11 protein-coding genes are annotated in these 18,378 nt (G+C 42.9%); 7 read left to right on the top strand and 4 right to left on the bottom strand.

Going from position 1 to position 18,378, the window contains the following annotated elements:
• Positions 1-20: 20 nt before the first annotated feature.
• From P255_RS02135 to bfmR, 3 genes are all read right to left on the bottom strand, one after another.
• Entirely contained in the window at positions 21-2,069 is a 2,049-nt protein-coding gene (locus tag P255_RS02135) for a UvrD-helicase domain-containing protein (protein ID WP_004903164.1), read from the bottom strand.
• A 191-nt stretch (positions 2,070-2,260) separates the two neighbouring features.
• On the bottom strand, positions 2,261-3,886 hold the full coding sequence (gene bfmS, locus P255_RS02130) for a sensor histidine kinase BfmS (protein ID WP_004903163.1): 1,626 nt from the start codon (positions 3,884-3,886) through the stop codon (positions 2,261-2,263).
• Positions 3,887-3,984: 98 nt separating this feature from the next.
• A complete protein-coding gene (bfmR, locus tag P255_RS02125) occupies positions 3,985-4,701 on the bottom strand; it encodes a response regulator transcription factor BfmR (RefSeq protein WP_034426050.1) in 717 nt (238 codons plus the stop codon).
• A gap of 556 nt (positions 4,702-5,257) precedes the next feature.
• Here bfmR and P255_RS02120 point away from each other — a divergent pair.
• From P255_RS02120 to P255_RS02095, 6 genes are all read left to right on the top strand, one after another.
• Complete coding sequence (locus P255_RS02120; protein WP_004903160.1) at positions 5,258-8,089, top strand: ribonucleoside-diphosphate reductase subunit alpha; 2,832 nt, start codon at positions 5,258-5,260, stop codon at positions 8,087-8,089.
• Between the two features lie 390 nt (positions 8,090-8,479).
• The gene (locus tag P255_RS02115) at positions 8,480-9,763 is read left to right on the top strand and encodes a ribonucleotide-diphosphate reductase subunit beta (RefSeq protein ID WP_004903159.1); all 1,284 of its coding nucleotides are present in this window, start codon (positions 8,480-8,482) and stop codon (positions 9,761-9,763) included.
• Between the two features lie 296 nt (positions 9,764-10,059).
• Positions 10,060-12,003 carry an SLC26A/SulP transporter family protein gene (locus tag P255_RS02110; RefSeq protein WP_155756911.1) on the top strand — a complete coding sequence of 648 codons (1,944 nt, stop codon included), beginning with the start codon at positions 10,060-10,062 and terminating at the stop codon, positions 12,001-12,003.
• Positions 12,004-12,349: 346 nt separating this feature from the next.
• Positions 12,350-13,279 carry a LysR family transcriptional regulator gene (locus P255_RS02105; RefSeq protein ID WP_004903154.1) on the top strand — a complete coding sequence of 310 codons (930 nt, stop codon included), beginning with the start codon at positions 12,350-12,352 and terminating at the stop codon, positions 13,277-13,279.
• A gap of 255 nt (positions 13,280-13,534) precedes the next feature.
• Entirely contained in the window at positions 13,535-14,845 is a 1,311-nt protein-coding gene (gene tcuC / locus P255_RS02100; protein WP_004903152.1) for an MFS transporter, read from the top strand.
• A gap of 85 nt (positions 14,846-14,930) precedes the next feature.
• A complete protein-coding gene (locus P255_RS02095; RefSeq protein WP_004903150.1) occupies positions 14,931-15,725 on the top strand; it encodes a substrate-binding domain-containing protein in 795 nt (264 codons plus the stop codon).
• A 240-nt stretch (positions 15,726-15,965) separates the two neighbouring features.
• On the opposite strand, the gene P255_RS02090 is transcribed toward P255_RS02095, so the two are convergent.
• The gene (locus P255_RS02090; RefSeq protein ID WP_004903148.1) at positions 15,966-16,877 is read right to left on the bottom strand and encodes a LysR family transcriptional regulator; all 912 of its coding nucleotides are present in this window, start codon (positions 16,875-16,877) and stop codon (positions 15,966-15,968) included.
• 102 nt (positions 16,878-16,979) lie between these two features.
• Between P255_RS02090 and P255_RS02085 the strand changes: the two genes are divergently transcribed.
• On the top strand, positions 16,980-18,311 hold the full coding sequence (locus tag P255_RS02085) for an omega-aminotransferase AptA (RefSeq protein WP_004903147.1): 1,332 nt from the start codon (positions 16,980-16,982) through the stop codon (positions 18,309-18,311).
• Positions 18,312-18,378 lie beyond the last annotated feature (67 nt).

The raw sequence follows: 18,378 nt of genomic DNA, 5'->3' as shown, positions 1-18,378 counted from the left end.
TTTCCTAAACAATCAAAACATTAGTGCTTATGCTTGAGCATGGCACGTAAATTTTCCAAATAAACCTTGGCCTGTTCTTTCGGGTCAACATGAACCTGTTGCGTTTTTTTCTTACGCCCAAGCCAGTCGAGTTCATCTTGTGGCAATTCATCCAAGAAACGGCTTGGGGTCATCTGCTTCATTTGCCCGCCCGCCTTACGCTGCTCAGCCAAAGTCAACGTTAAACCTTGGCGCGCACGAGTAATGCCCACGTACATTAAGCGGCGTTCTTCTTCGACCGTTTCCGCCGCAATCGAGTTTTTGTGCGGCAGCAATTCTTCTTCAAGTCCCATCATATACACAAACGGGAACTCCAGACCTTTTGCTGCATGTAGCGTCAACAGATTGACCTTGTCCGTGTCTTCTTCTTCCTGCTGTTGCTCGAGCATATCCAGCAACACCATTTTCCGAATCACACTTTCAATATTTTTTTCATCGACATCTTCAGCGCGATTAATCAGGCTTTGAATACTGCTATATAAAGTTTCGATGTTATCGAGCTTGGTTTTTTCCTGTGCAGGCGTTGCCGATTGCTCGCGAACATAGTCGATATAGCCTGTTTCAGTGATCATCTGACGGACAATCGGTACAGGCTGATCATCATCGAGCAATTCACGCGTGTAATCTGCCATAAACTGCGCAAACTCATGCAATTGCGAGCAGACTTTTTTACTTAGCACCATTCCCAAACGCTGATCGGCTGCCGCCATCAATAGTGATAAATGATTTTCTTGAGCAAACAGACCTAGTTTTTCCAAAGTTACAGGTCCAATCGCACGTTTCGGCGTATTAATAATGCGTAAGAACGCACTGTCATCTTCAGGGTTAATGATCAGGCGCAAATAACTCATGATGTCTTTGATTTCACTGCGCGCAAAGAATGAAGTTCCGCCTGAGAGTTTATATGGAATCTGCATTTGGCGAAGCTGGGTTTCCAGTACCCGTGCCTGAAAGTTGCCGCGATACAACACCGCGTAATCTTTCCAGTTTTTACCGTTCATGAGCTTGTGCGTCATGATGTCCTTGACCACGCGCTCGGCTTCATCATCGTCATTACGACAAGTAATAATCCGAATGACTTCACCATGCCCTTTGTCACTCCACAATTTTTTGTCAAAAATATGCGGATTATTTTCAATGACAGCATTGGCTGCTTTAAGGATGCGACTGGTCGAACGGTAATTTTGTTCCAGTTTAATCACTTTTAAATTCGGGAAATCTTCTTTGAGCAGTGCCATATTCTCAGGCTTTGCCCCACGCCATGCATAGATCGACTGGTCATCATCGCCCACAGCGGTAAACTGCCCCATCACCCCAACCAGTAATTTCACCAGAATATACTGTGCGGTGTTGGTGTCCTGATACTCATCGACCAGCAAATAACGCACGCGGTTTTGCCATTTGTCGCGCACTTCAGCATTTTCTTGCAATAAGCGCGTTGGCAACACAATCAGGTCATCAAAATCCACTGCATTGTAGGCGCGCAGGTTACGTTCATACAGTTGATATAAATACGCAAAGCGCACATCGTCTTCGGTTTCACAGGTACTTGGCGCTTGTTCAGGCAAAATCAGATCATTTTTCCAGTCGGAAATTTTCTTCATGGCCTTTGCGACCAACTCTTTGCTTTCTGCACCTGACAAATTGTCCTGATGCATCAAGTCGATCAGAATGCGTTTACAGTCATCTGCATCCAAGATTGAGAAATTGGCTTTAAGCGGTAAATGTTTGAGTTCGAGTCGTAACAGATTCAAGCCGAAGGTATGGAAGGTCGACACTGACAAGCCCTTGGCTTCTTCACGGCTCAGCAATTTACCGACACGCTCTTTCATTTCACGAGCGGCTTTATTGGTAAAGGTCATGGCGGTAATGCGATGCGCGGGAATGCGGCATTGCTGTACCAAGTAGGCAATTTTTCGGGTAATTACCGAAGTTTTGCCTGAGCCTGCACCTGCAAGTACTAACAAGGGTCCTTGAGTGTATTTCATGGCTTCAAGTTGCTTGTCATTGAGTTGACTTGCTGATGACATATGTGAACCTCCTACGCTTGGAGCATGATTATAGTCATCTCGGTTTTAGATTCCCAATAGAACTTGCACTGAACGCTAGAATTTTGTGTGATTGGCGACAAATTTTGTCGCCAAAAGAAAACCAAAGAAATGGCTGATAAACTCATCACAGAAGGGCAAAGCCAAAATGCTCCGCTCTCTGCCGCCGCACTTTAATTTTTAGATTGTAATTTCTGTTTGGCAGGCCATGTCATGATAAAACGCGCGCCGCCAAGCTCAGGGCTACGGTCAACTTCAACCTTACCCCTAAACCAAAAGGCGATACGACTGACAATAGATAATCCTAGTCCGTAGCCACCTGAAGCACGCGTTCGGCTATCATCCAGACGAGCAAAGGCTTCAAACACCCGCTCACGATCTTGTTCAGGAATACCCTGCCCATCATCTTCAACGCAAACATAAGCCTGACCATCGGGGCGAATCCCGCCGCTAATGCGTACTCGCTCATTACAATAACGCACAGCATTCCCCACCAAATTTTGCACGACACGGTGCAAATAACGCCGTTCAGCATCTGCAACGATACTCAGGTCTGGCGCTTGCAGCTCAATGATCTTTTGGGTTTTTAAGGCTTCTGTTTCTTTCGCTACCTGTGCCAGTACATCCGCAATCGGAATACTTTGAATATCCAAAGATGGTGTACCCTGCTCAAGTTTGGCATAGGTCATAATTTCATCAATCAAGGTATTGAGCGCTTCAATATCTTTATCAATCATATCGACCTGACTTAAACGCGAATCATAGTCATCATCTTCGGCAAGCATTTCCATACCAAAACGAATCCGTGCTACAGGGGTACGCAGCTCATGTGATACGGCACGCATCAGTTCACGCTGCGCCTCAATCAAACGCTGAATATGGCTTGCCATATCGTTATAGCTCGATGCCAGACTTGCCATTTCATCTGTGCCTTCAACATTGAGTCGGGTCGATAAATCCCCCGATTTCATTTGATTCAATGCTTTAATGGTTTGCTTAGTCTTACGCTGTAACGGCAAAATCAATCCATACACGCCCAAACTCAACAGAAATAAACTCAACAGCGTAATGCCTGCTGCAAGTTGAAATGGCATCCAGTTAAACATGGGTACAGGACCAATCACCAACACTTCAGCAGGGTTATTCGGCATTGGCGAGACAATCGAGATCGTCGTTCCACGAATTGTGGCACTGTCACGATATAACAAGATGCTTTGATCCTGACGCAACCGTCCAATCTGTTCAGAGTCGAGCCCCAAATCCAGAATCGAACTAATTTCAATTGGATATGAAAAATGGGAATGGATTTTTTCGAGGTATTCTTTTTCCTGACCAGGATAATAAATTAAATAATCCAAAATAAAAATCGGCAGCGCTTTCATTTGTCGCTCGCCAATTTTATTGACCTTGATGTACAAATAATGTTTTTGGTCATGTGGCAATGCTAAAAATAAAGTCGCAACCATACTTTGTGCATCGTAACGTACCACAGCCTGTTCATTTTCAATCCGTTTGGTTTCTGAGCGCGACAACTCGACTTTAGAACGATCGACCAAAGAAATCGGAAGTTCAAGTAAATCGGCGGCATCAGAAATCCAGTCTTTCTTTTGCTGTAAAGTCAGCTGACGCTCGACCCCCTGACTAATCACATAGGAAATGCCATCGGTTAAAGATTCACGGTATTCTTGCGCACGTTGATAATTAATAATTTGTACCAGCAAATAGCAAAATACAGCCACCAACGCCACGAGGATGATGACACCTGCGTAAATTCGCAAAAATATACTGTGCTTAAACACGAATGAAGCGTCCTTTGTTCAGGATGTCTAAATCAAACAAATAACCTCTTTCATCTTGAATGAAAGAGGTTGTCATGCGTCAACGACAATAATCTCCATTAGAGACCATTGGTTTCTTTCACAAAGAGATACCCTTTACTGCGTACTGTTTTAATACGTTTCGGGTTTTCAGGATCATCGCCGATTTTTGGACGAATTCGTGAAATACGCACGTCGATTGAACGGTCTTGACCATCGTATTCAATGCCACGTAAACGCTCAAAGATGTCTTCACGTGACAAAATACGACCCGCATTTGAAGCCAGTAACCAAAGCAAGTCATATTCAGCGCTGGTAAAGTCAACCAATTCACCATTTAACGTCACTGAACGACCACCATTGTCGATGACCAAATCATCAAATTCGATGCGCTGAGCCACTTCATCTTCAACAGTTTTATCGGTACGGCGTAGCAAGGCACGGATACGTGCTAACAAGACACGTGGCTGTACAGGTTTTGCGACATAGTCATCAGCACCCATTTCCAGACCAAGAACCTGATCCATATCTTCTGTACGTGCTGTTAGCATGAGAATCGGCTGATGATAGTGTGGACGCACTTCACGGCATACAGTTAAACCGTCTGCGCCTGGCAACATTACATCCAAAACGACAAGGTCAGGCTGTTCACTAATAATACGGCGAATTGCACGGTTACCATCAGGCTCAACACCCACTTCCAGTCCGTTACGGATGAGATATTCTTGAGTCAGGCGTGCTAGGCGTTCATCATCTTCTACAATCAAGATTTTCGGTAACTTTTCTTCTTGGCTCATCATTTTGCCCCTTGAATTCTGTCAATATTAGCTATTAGTTATTCAAACAGATACGCTAATTCATATTCTGCAATATACACATGTTTACATTGTAAACAAGATGCCGTTCACCAAACTGATACATCTACAGGGTAAATTGTAATAAATTGGTTAATTATTGAAAAATTTAATATTTTTATTTCCATGATTGCCCATATCGTGTAGCTAAAGTAACCCGTGTTACAGATTTACCTGAGCTTGGTCACGCTATTTTATGATCAATTAATTACTTTGCTGCGTTCTGTATAAGCAATTTGGAATGGACTTTGTTATGCTATGCAACCTGAGCGAAATACGCTATGTCTTTGTATCTAAAACAGCTCAAATTCACTCGCAAAAATTTAAAAAAAATTAAAAAAATGTCAATATTGATCTTCAAAAAATTTTCCCGTATCTTGTGCCTTAATTCTTTTTAAACCACTAAATCTTGTGTTTATCCCGCAAATATCGAGGTTCATTTACCCGATTCAAATGGTCTATAGACATAATAACGAATGAGAAATGGAGCTAAACTGACATGAGCGTAATCTCATCAACACCAGGTCAACTGCAAGTGATTAAACGCACTGGCGATGTTGTCCATTTTGATGCAGAAAAAATTTCTGTTGCCATTGGAAAAGCCTTTTTAGCTGTAGAAGGTCAGCAAAGCGCAGATTCAAGCCGTATTCATGACCGTATTGCACAGTTAACAGAAATGGTGATGAATACTTTCCACCGCCGTTTACCGTCAGGTGGCACCATTCATATTGAAGAAATTCAGGATCAGGTTGAACTTGCGTTAATGCGTACTGGCGAACAAAAAGTTGCTCGAGCTTATGTCATTTATCGTGAGCAACGTGCAACTGCACGTCAGCAAACCAATGCCAATCATCACCCAACTTTACAAATTTTAGATGCTCAAGGTCAGTTGCAGCCTCTAGATTTGACCGAATTGACTGCAACAATTACAAAAGCAGCAGAAGGTCTTGAAGGGATTGATGTTCAGGCAATTGTCGATGAAACCGTAAAAAACCTTTATAACGGTGTAAAAGCAAGCGATATCGCCACCACCATGATGATGGCAACCCGTACCCGTATTGAACAAGAGCCAAACTACACTTATGTGACCGCACGCTTGTTGTGTAACGAGCTGGTCGCTACAGGCTTAGAATTTTTAGGCTTGCCAACCGATACACCTGAAAGCGATGCGCTTGAAACCTTCTTAAAGAAAGGTATTGAGCTTGAGTTGCTTGACCCTGAACTGTTGAACTTTGACTTGGCGAAACTTGCTGCGGCAATTCAGCCTGAGCGTTCAAACCAGTTCACGTATTTAGGTCTGCAAACATTATTTGACCGTTACTTCATCCACTCAGATGGCGTGCGTTACGAACTTCCACAATTGTTCTTTATGCGTGTAGCAATGGGTCTTGCACTCAATGAAGATAACCGTGAAGATCGTGCAATTGAGTTCTATAACCTGTTGTCTAGCTTTGACTACATGGCGTCAACACCAACCCTATTTAACGCAGGGACTTTACGTCCACAGTTATCTAGCTGTTATTTGACTACGATTTCTGATGACTTATACAGCATTTACGGTGCAATCCGTGACAATGCCATGTTGTCTAAATGGGCAGGCGGTCTAGGTAATGACTGGACACCTGTACGTGCCTTGAACTCATACATCAAGGGTACAAACGGTAAATCACAAGGTGTTGTACCGTTCCTGAAAGTCGCAAACGATACAGCAGTTGCCGTAAACCAAGGCGGTAAACGTAAAGGTGCGGTGTGTGCTTACCTTGAAACTTGGCACTTGGACATTGAAGAATTCCTAGAGCTTCGTAAAAATACAGGTGATGATCGTCGCCGTACTCACGACATGAACACTGCAAACTGGGTTCCTGACCTGTTTATGCAACGTGTGATTGAAGATGCAGAATGGACTTTGTTCACCCCTTCTGACGTGCCAGATCTACATGATTTGACTGGTAATGCCTTTGTTGAGCGTTATACGCACTACGAAAACATCGCCAAAGAACTCAACTTGTTACACAAGAAAGTTCGTGCCAAAGATTTGTGGCGTAAAATGTTATCAATGTTGTTTGAAACAGGTCATCCGTGGATTACTTTCAAAGACGTTTGTAACTTGCGTTCACCACAACAACACGTTGGTGTCGTACATTCATCAAACTTGTGTACTGAAATTACCTTGAACACCAGCGAAGATGAAATCGCGGTATGTAACTTGGGTTCAGTCAACCTTGTACAACACGTTCAAGGCGGTGTATTGGATCGCGAGAAACTTGCACGTACCATCAAAACTGCTGTTCGCATGCTCGACAACGTGATCGACATCAACTACTACGCGGTACCACAAGCGAAGAACTCAAACATGAAACACCGCCCAGTGGGTATGGGGATCATGGGCTTCCAAGACGCCTTGTATGAAATGGGCATGGCTTATGGTTCACAAGAAGCGGTTGATTTTGCTGATGAATCGATGGAAGTAATCAGTTACTACGCGATTCAAACTTCAAGTGATCTTGCAGTTGAACGTGGTGTATATTCAACTTTCAAAGGTTCACTCTGGGATCAAGGCATCTTGCCGATCGACTCTTTAGAGATCGTGGCAAAATCACGTCCTGAACGTATGTTTGAAGTCGATCGTACCCAACGTCTGGACTGGAACAGCTTACGTGCCAAAGTTCAAAAAGACGGTATGCGTAACTCAAATGTGATGGCGATTGCACCAACCGCAACCATTTCAAACATTTGTGGCGTGTCACAGTCAATTGAACCGACTTTCCAGAACTTGTATGTGAAATCAAACTTGTCTGGCGAATTCACCGTGATCAACCCTTACCTTGTTCGTGCATTAAAAGCGCGTGGTTTATGGGACAGCGTGATGGTGAATGACCTGAAACATTTTGAAGGTTCAGTACAAAAGATTTCACGTATTCCTGAAGACTTGAAAGCAATGTTCTCTACAGCGTTTGAAGTTGAGCCACGCTGGATTGTAGATGCTGCATCACGCCGTCAGAAGTGGATTGACCAAGCACAATCATTGAACCTGTATATTGCAGGTGCAAATGGTAAGAAACTGGACATCACTTACAAAATGGCTTGGTTACGTGGCTTGAAAACTACGTATTACCTCCGTGCTTTAGGTGCAACTTCAGCTGAGAAATCAACCATCAATACAGGCGCACTGAACGCAGTAAAACCTGCAACGGTTGCGGCTGCCGTAGCGGCGCCTGTTGTGGCTGAGAAAAAAGCGGAAGTGGTTGCTGAAGAAGAAGGCTTTTCTCAGGCAGCGCCAGTACCACAAGCTTGCTCAATCGACAATCCAGATTGCGAAGCTTGCCAATAATAACCTCCCCTAACCCCTCCTCAAAGGAGGGGAATTACACCCAACCTATTTAGGTGTGAAAGTCCCTTTTTTTACAGAGGGATTTAGGGAGATTAGGCATTTAGACCACAAAGGTAGAGACGATGTTTGAACATTTATCTAGAAACTATGAATTAGGTTTACTGGCATATGTCTTTACCTACATTGTGTTTTGTATACCGATTACTTATGTGATTTACAAAGTACGTAAAGAACAGCGTAATCAAAACAAGTAGTGCAGACTGCTTTTTTGAACAAAATCAAAACAGCAATCGACAAAACTTAGTTTTGCTTACGCAGAATAAGCGTATAGTAGGGACATCTTCGCTGTAAGGTGTCATAAAAGATATAAACAACGAAGAGAGAATGATTATGTCTATCCTTAGTTGGGACGATTTTGAAGATGATTCGCAAAAACCGGTTACACCAGAACCCAAGTCTGCGCCCGTCCAACCGCAAGAAACGCCTGATTCGCAAGTGGTATCTGATTCGCAGCCATCGTCGCCGAATGTGGCAAATGCTCAACCCGTTGGAACCAGTACCAGTGCCACAACAGATTCAACCGATTCGTTGGCTCGAGCATCTGAATCCCTAAAAAATCTTGATATTAGCTCAGGTTCAGAAGATCTAGGAACAGGTGTAAGCCGTGTTCAGGTTGATGATAAAGCCATGATCAACTGCCGTGCTGACTTGAACCAGCTTGTTCCATTCAAATACGAATGGGCTTGGCAAAAATATCTGGATGGTTGTGCAAACCACTGGATGCCACAAGAAGTCAACATGAACCATGACATCGCACTTTGGAAGTCTGAAAATGGCTTAACTGAAGATGAGCGAGTTATTGTTAAACGTAATCTTGGTTTCTTCTCGACCGCGGATTCTTTGGTTGCAAATAACCTGGTCTTGGCGATTTACCGTCTGATTACTAACCCTGAATGTCGTCAGTACATTTTGCGTCAGGCATTTGAAGAAGCGATTCATACTCACGCCTATCAATACTGTATTGAATCTTTAGGTATGGATGAAGGCGAAATCTTCAATATGTATCACGAGATTCCAAGTGTAGCGCGTAAAGCAGCTTGGGGCTTGAAATATACTCAGTCTTTAAGTGATCCAACCTTTAAAACAGGTACCTCTGAAACAGATCAACAATTACTTCGTAATTTGATTGCATTCTACTGTGTGCTTGAAGGCATCTTCTTCTACTGTGGCTTTACTCAAATCTTGAGTATGGGTCGCCGTAACAAAATGAACGGTGTTGCTGAGCAGTTCCAGTACATTTTGCGTGATGAATCAATGCACGTGAACTTCGGTATCGACATGATCAACCAGATCAAGATCGAAAACCCACAATTGTGGACAGCCGAATTCCAGCAAGAAGTGACTCAAATGCTGCTTGAAGGCACTATGCTAGAAATCGAATATGCACGTGACACCATGCCACGTGGCGTATTGGGCATGAACGCGGCGATGATGGAAGAATATTTGAAATTCATCTGTAACCGCCGTCTGACTCAGCTTGGTTTGTCTGAACAGTTCCCTGGTGTGAATAACCCATTCCAGTGGATGTCTGAGATGATGGACTTGCGTAAAGAGAAAAACTTCTTTGAAACGCGTGTGACTGACTACCAAACAGGTGGTGCATTAAGCTGGTAAGTATTTAAAAGTAAATAAAATTATTTTTTACCTACCACACATTAATATCACGAAAAATAGGGCCTAAATGGCTCTATTTTTTTATAAAAAATCTAACCCTTATCAAATCAACCCATTCAGAAATCTCTGCAAACCGCGATAATTCAACGCCAAAGCACTCATTGTTACTTTACGTAACAAGAAACTCAGCAGCACCAAGAATAAAATTTGCGGAAATAGGCTTTTAAATCCGTTTCTTGTGAACGGCTTGTCAAAACTCAAAAATGAAATTCTTACTTTTTGTAATGAATTGAAAAGTGCAATATTTTGTAATCTGTTGTTCAAATACAACACCTAGTATTGCGCACATTCCGTTAAGCAAACATTCAGGCATCATGCAAGCCTTGCTTGGGCTGTTCCGCATGGGATCATTTGTCAAGTTTGTGCCCTATCCTGTTTTGGCAGGCATCATTAACGGGTTTGCCTTACAGATCATGATCGGACAAATTCCAAATGGACTTGGGGTACAAAATTTAAATCAGGTTTGGCAAGAAATAACGGGGAAAATTCCTGTGCATGGCTGGTCTTTAGGCTTGATGCTTCTATCTGCATTATTGGTCGCGTTCAGCAGCAAATTGATTAAGAAAATACCTTCTGCCTTGATCGGACTGGTCGGTGGAACGCTCGCCTATATCGCTGCAACAAAATTCACCGGTATCAGCAATCTGGTGCCAGTCGTTGGTCAATTGCCTTCAGGCATCCACTTTGTACCGCAATTGAGCAATGCCTTAGATGTGATGCAAAGCTACAGCTTTCAGCATCACCTGTTTGCGATCTTTGCCACAGCGGCAACACTGGCACTGGTTTCATCTATCCAGTCCTTACTGAGTATTTCCAATGCTGACGAATTGTTTTCTACCCGACATAACAGCAACAAGGAGTTACTGGTACAAGGCTGTGCCAATGGCGTATCGGCACTGTTTGGTGGTACGCCAAGTGGTGGTTCACCGAACCTGACCCGCGCTGTTTATAATAATGGCGGTCGCACACGTTTTGCCAATGTCATGATGGGTGTTGCACTGGTTGGTATGTCTTATGGTCTCAATGACCTGATTGCCACTATTCCACTGTCCGTCATGGCGGGTGTAGTTATCGCTACAACGGCATCTTCTATGGACAGTTGGACTCAGCAACTGCTGCGCAAAGTCGGGATCAGTAGCACCATATCCAACCAGACCGATGTACTGAGTAATCTGGCGATTGTGGTGTTTGTCACCTTTTTAGTCGTTTTTGAAGGTGTTCTGGCTGCGCTGGGTGTAGGTATGGCCATTACCCTGCTGATTTTCCTGCACAATGCCAACAAAACTGTTATTCGCCGTGTTGTTCATCCAGACCAGATGCGTTCCCGTACTGACCGTAGCATGGAAGCAGTAAATGCCCTGCTCAAAGAATCTCAGCGTATTGCCTATATCGATCTACACGGGCCGCTCTTTTTTGGCAATGTTGAAACTGTCTTTCAAAAAATTGAAAAGGAAATGCTGACCGCGGACTGGATTATTCTCAGTTTTAAACATTGTGGCATGATCGATACGACAGGCGCCATGACCTTAAAACGTCTGGACAAAAGCATGAGCAAAACGGGCAAGAAACTGCTGTTATCACATTTACCGTTTGGCGGGCAGCGCCGTAAATACCTGCGTAATATCGGTATTGGCGAAATTGAAAATTCTGGTCGTGTTTTTGAGGATAATGATTCTGCACTGGCTTTTGCCGAAGATGAGCTTTTACACACATTGGGATTGTCCACTCTGGAACAAATAGAAAAACCATTGTCTGAATTTGACATTATGGCAGACCTATCACCAGAGCAAATCGCCGATTTGAATCAAAGAATGGAACGGTTTTCATTTTCTGCACATCAGTTTATTTTACGTAAAGACTGTTGTGATGAAGGTGGGCTGTATTTTATTACCCGTGGTCGTGTCAGCGTTATTATTGATGATCATGCACAAATGATCCGTTTAGCCAGTTACAGTGCTGGTGTCGGTGCATTGTTTAGCAAGCAGTTAAATCCACATGTCTGTGATGTATATGCTGACACTGAAATTACACTGCTAAAATTATCTTGCAGTGCTTTTGACAAGCTTTGTCAGGAATCTCCAGTTGTTGGTTTGAAGTTGCTAAAAAGAATGAATATTGATTTATCTTCCAGACTAAACCGTATGACGCATTTGGCTTTGGAACTGGAACTTGAGGCTTAGATTTGCCAACTGACGAATTAATTAAAATTTATAATCATTACATCAACTTGATGGCTATAAAGGGATTTATCACTGAATTGAGCAAATGAGAAACCCAGAGCAGAATAGAATAGCGAAACAATTGGAAAACTTTTAAATCGCGTTACGTTGATTTGAAAAATGCGCACATTGATTGGCGTTTTTTACACGGGTGAATACGATTAAAATTTACGCTATGGAAATGCTTCAAGCGCATATTGAATAATTTTAAGATAACTTTCTCTTCAGCGCTGTTAATATAAATATTCGTACAGGATTAGTCGCATCATACGCATATAATTTATGAATAATTAGTGAAATATTCATTATGGAAATCAAGCAAATAAAATATTTTTCAACGGTCGTTGAATCTGGAAGCATCGGAAAAGCCGCTCAGAAACTCGATGTTGGCGCGTCTGCAATTAGTCAACAAATCAGTAAACTGGAGCAAGAATTAAGTATCCGTTTATTACAGCGCAATGCTTTTGGAGTAACACCAACACCTGCGGGCATTGCATTTTTAAAACATTCCCAGTTAATTCTCAGGCAGATCAACTTTGCCATTGATGCGGCACATTCTGCAAGGCTCTCAGGTCATGTCAGCATTGGTTTTCCACCGACCATTACGGCTTTATTAGGCATACCGTTAATGAAATTAATGTCTGAACGCTATCCTGATATCCATCTTGAAATTGTTGAAACACTATCAGGCAACCTGATTCAGGCCATTAATTCACGTCAGCTTGATCTGGCAATTATCTTTACCAATGAAATCGACAAACAATGGGCAATACAACCATTAGTCAAAGAACAAATGTATTTGATGGGGAGGCGGGAATTTCTCGAAAAATATGGGCTGCATGAATGTCTCGACAGTGGGACAATCCAAGCACAACAGATCGGTGATATCCCCTTAGTACTCCCCCGTCAACGACATAGTTTAAGGAAATTATTAGATCATTCGATTGGGCAATTAAATATCGTGTATGAAATTGATGGCTTGCATTTGCTTATGGACAGCCTTATTCATCTGGAACTTGCCAGCATCCGCCCAGGTAGTGCCTGCTTACAGGAATACAAACATAAATTGCAGTTACTTAAAGTCATCGATCCTGAAATTGAACGCATCAACTACTTGGTCAGCCTCGCTGAAAATGAGTTATCTCCTGCTGCTTTAGCTGCAAAATCAGCAATAAAAGCCTGTATTAAAGAGCTGATACAAAATCAAAACTGGCCCTGCTCTGAAATAATTTTCTAAACAGCCATTAGTTTTATTAAATACCTAATTAACTTTGCACTCTCACTCCCCTCGACCATTTGCGATTACATTTTCCTTTGAATGGTGAATGTATTTCTGTTTAACAGAATGTAAATGTGTAGTTTGAACTGGAAACAAGGCATCACAATGACTCAGTGAAGACTTTTCTTGAACCTCATCTATATGAGGGAATAAACGGTCTCAGATTCAGATTGTTGTGAGTGTTTCCATTTTGTCAGACCAAGGAGGTCTCCTATGGATAGCAATAGTAAACACTGGGCTACTTTTAAAAAAATATTGAATGTCACGAGTGGTAACTTTTTAGAGCAGTACGATTTCTTTCTTTTTGGTTTTTATGCAACTTATATTGCAGCAAAATTTTTCCACTCTGAAAATGAATATGTTTCTTTAATGATGACCTTTACAGTATTTGCTGCTGGTTTTCTGATGCGTCCTTTAGGAGCTATTTTTCTTGGTGCTTATGTCGATAAAGTGGGTCGACGCAAAGGATTAATCGTCACATTGAGCCTCATGGCGATTGGAACAATCTTCATTACCTTTGTGCCTGGTTATGAAACTATCGGAATTCTTGCTCCAATTTTAGTGGTGATTGGGCGTTTATTACAAGGTTTCTCGGCAGGTGTTGAATCTGGTGGTGTATCTATTTATCTGGCTGAAATTGCAACAGATAAAAATCGTGGATTCATTACCAGCTGGCAGTCTGGCAGCCAACAAATTGCCGTTGTGTTCGCCTCATTACTCGGCTATTGGCTGAATACTGTTTTAACTCATGCGCAAGTGGGCGAATGGGGCTGGCGTATTCCCTTCTTTATCGGTTGCTTGATTATTCCATTAATCTTTATATTCCGCCGTACTTTAGAAGAAACAGAGGACTTTAAGGCTCAAAAAATTCACCCGACTTCAAAGGAAATTTTCAGAACTATTTTGGGTAACTGGCGCATTGTCCTTGCAGGCATGCTGATGAGTGCCATGACCACAACAACTTTTTATTTTATCACGGTCTACACTACAGTTTATGCAAAACGCACTTTAGAAATGTCTGTGACAGATAGTCTTTTAGCCACAGTATTTGTAGGTTTGTCTAATTTCTTCTGGTTGCCTATGGGTGGGTTACTCTCAGATAAGATCGGACGTCGTCCAGTTCTTGTCGGAATTACCATACTTTGTATCTTTACCAGTTATCCCGTTTTAAGTTGGTTGGTCAATGATGTCAGCTTCTCTAACTTACTGATTACGCTTGCTTACTTTTCATTTTTCTTTGGTATGTACAACGGCACGATGGTTGCAACACTGGCAGAAGTCATGCCGAAACGTGTACGGACAGTCGGTTTTTCTCTCGCTTTTAGTCTAGCAGCCGCTATTTTTGGGGGCATGACACCCATCGCATGTACCTTCCTTGTTGAACATACAGGAAATGCCAGCACACCAGCTTTCTGGCTGATGTTCGCAGCGGTATGTAGCCTTCTTTCCAGCTTATATTTATGTCGTGGCTCTAAACAGAACCACCCTGATGCTATAACTGAACCTGTAAAAGTCAGAACTTAAGACCGTTTATTTTTCAATCCGATTCACAGTCAGGTAGATCTCAGGTCTACCTGCTGGACTCTCTTTTTAATTTATGTGAGGTCTTATGAAAAAGTCTCCTATCTTCACGATAGTCTGCTTCGCTGGTTTAGGCTTAGGATCAACAGTAGCAAATGCAGAGACCCTTGAAGTGATTAGCTCAGGTGGATTTTATTCCTCCATGCAAAAACTCATTCCAATATTTGAAAAACAAACGGGTCATACGGTTCATCTATCTTCTGGTTCGTCGATGGGCGCATCGCCAACAGCAATTCCTAACCGACTCGATCGTGGTGAACGTTTTGATATGGTGGTACTGGCGGCTCCTGAACTGAACAAGCTCTTAGAAAAAGGTTATGTAGAGCCAAATACACAACGTGATTTGGTCAATTCCAGCATTGGCATGGTCATTCCGAAGGGCGCTAAAAAACCTGATATTAGCTCTGCGGCAAATTTCGAAAAAGTTTTGTTAAATGCGAAACATATTGGTTACTCTGCCAGTGCAAGCGGTACGCATCTTGAAAAAGATGTTTTCCCAAGCTTTCCCCCAGTGGAATATAAAGTCATTCGCAGTAAGGCTGAAAAAGTTGTCGGTGATCGGGTTGCCAAGCGTATTGCTGAAGGACAATTTGATATCGGGTTCCAGCAGATCAGCGAAATTAAACCTTTTACTGGTCAATATGGACAGGTTGAATTGGTTGGGCCTATTCCTGCACCTTATCAAAAAGTGACTGTTTTCTCAGCAGGTATCGGTAAAAATTCGAAACATGAACAACTCGCCAAAGAACTGATTCAATTCGTGAAATCACCACAAGCGACTCAGATTATTGAAGATCAGGGTTTAGAACAAATCAAACCATAATTTTAAGGTAACATCAAAAAATGGTGTTACCGCCTCTATCACATCTCGATGATTTGACCTGAATGCTAAATAACTGATCGGTCTGAGGCAGGAACATATTATTTATCATTCGGCATCGCAAAACTTTTCAGTTTTTAAATCACCATCTTTGAAAATGACCATGAATGTCTCATAGCGACATCATAAAACATCTATGCACTATCCTTTTCCAAGCTTTTAAATTTCATATTAAATAAAAACTTAAGCTTGAACTTTGAGTTCTTGCAAAAACAGATCCAAAATAAAATTGGCGCGCCGCCCCTTACGCGTTGCGATACAAACATTGGAAAAATAATGCATTTCTTCAGGCAAAACCGCACGCATCATGCCACGTTCGACCCAGTGCTTGGCATAGTGTTCAGGCAGAAACCCGATAAATTTTCCGGTTAAAATCAGAAAGGCAATGCCTTCACGGTCACTGGCACTGGCTTTGGCATTTAAGGTTTGCTGCATCTCTATTGCATTTTGAGAGAGTCGATAATTCGGTACGACTGCATCCCAGTTTTTCAGTTGCTCGGCACTACTCACCTGCCCAACCTGATGAAACAATGCATGAGCATGACTACAATACAAATAGCTGGCTTCTTCATATAAATCGCTATATTCCAGACCTGAAAGCGGGCTGATCATTGGCAATGCCCCGACATGTAATTGCCCGTCCATGAGACCTTTTTCAATCTCAATCGGGGTACTCATACTCAAATGAATCTGGATATTCGGCCCTTTCTGATACAGGCGCGATAAGGCATGAGTAATCTGCATCTGTGGCAAAGTCACCAGATTATTGATGATGCCGATTTTCAGCTCACCCTTGATTTCGTGATGCAAGCGATTGACATGCTGACGAAAATCCTCAATCGAAGTCAGCAATGCCTCGCTATAACTCAAGATATGTTTGCCTTCATCGGTCAGGGCAAACCCCGAACGCCCACGCTGGCACAAACGCATCCCCAAACGGTTTTCCAGTGTGCTCATATGCAAGCTAATCGCCGAACGGGTAATGCCCAAAGCACTCTCTGCTGCTGAAAAACTGCCACTTTCTGCAACAGCCCGAAAAACCTTCAATAGCTTGATATCGGAGTCGGTGACTTGGTTCAAGGTTTTGCTTTTCATTTAGGTGAGGATTTCTAAATCTAAACGTGAGTTAGCTTAAATTTATCTCATCTATTTACTCAATGTAAGCTGTATTTCTCAGGATTTTTCAAGGATGCCCACATGTCTGATGCTCTCCACACTCAAGCTCATTATTCCGATGCGCACTGGATGCCATTTAGCGCCAACCGTAATTTTAAACAAGACCCGCGTTTTGTGGTGGCAGCCGAAGGCAATTACCTGATTGATGATCAGGGTCGTCGTATTTATGACTCATTGTCAGGTTTATGGACATGTGGCGCTGGGCATACCCGCAGCCAGATTCAAGATGCTGTAGCCAAACAACTCGGCACACTGGACTATGCACCTGCATTCCAGTTTGCGCATCCGCTATCATTCCAACTGGCTGAACAAATTACCGCGTTAACCCCAGATCCACTCAACCACGTATTTTTTACAGGTTCAGGTTCAGAGTCAGCCGATACTGCGGTCAAAATGGCCAAAGCCTACTGGCGCATCAAAGGTCAGCCAGCCAAAACCAAATTTATTGGTCGTGCCAAAGGCTATCACGGGGTGAACATCGCAGGCACAAGCCTCGGCGGCATCGGTGGTAACCGTAAAATGTTTGGACAGTTTATGGATGTCGATCATTTACCGCATACATTACAAACCGACCTGCCATTTACCCAAGGCATGGCAGAAACTGGCGGTGTAGCACTGGCCAATGAAATGCTGAAACTGATTGAACTGCATGATGCATCGAATATTGCAGCAGTCATTGTGGAACCTGTATCGGGTTCTGCAGGTGCAATCATTCCACCACAAGGTTATTTACAACGCCTGCGTGAAATCTGTGACCAGCACAATATCCTGTTGATTTTTGATGAAGTGATTACAGGTTTTGGTCGTATGGGTAAATGGACAGCGGCCGAATACTTTGGTGTGACCCCAGATATTCTCAACTTTGCCAAACAGGTCACCAACGGCGCTGTGCCTTTGGGTGGCGTGATTGCTTCAGACGAAATTTTCAATACTTTCATGCAACAAGGTACACCTGAGCATTTTGTTGAATTTGCACATGGCTATACCTATTCAGGTCATCCAGTCGCCTGTGCTGCAGGTTTGGCAACTTTAGAATTACTTAAACAAGAACAATTGCTTGAGCAATCTGCTGCGCTTGCACCACATTTCCAAAGCGTGATTCATGACCTGAAAACGGCAAAACACGTGGTCGATATTCGTAACTGCGGTTTGATCGGGGCAATTCAACTGGCTGCGCGTGATGGCGACCCAAGCATTCGTCCATTTGAAGTCGGTACAGCACTGTGGAAAGCAGGTTTTTATGTGCGTTTTGGCGGTGACTGCTTACAATTTGGGCCAATGTTTAATAGCAAACCTGAAGACCTCAGTCGTTTATTTGCAGCGGTTGGCGATCAGTTACAGAAAATTGACTAAAGCCTTTCGCCTTTGAACTAGCGTGATGAATCCACTTGCGATTATGCTGTGAGGACATCACGCTTTT

It is taken from the genome of Acinetobacter brisouii CIP 110357, assembly GCF_000488275.1.
Lineage (GTDB): Bacteria > Pseudomonadota > Gammaproteobacteria > Pseudomonadales > Moraxellaceae > Acinetobacter > Acinetobacter brisouii.
Note: the sequence above shows the minus strand (reverse complement) of the source record. Positions and strands in the feature narration are given on the sequence as shown.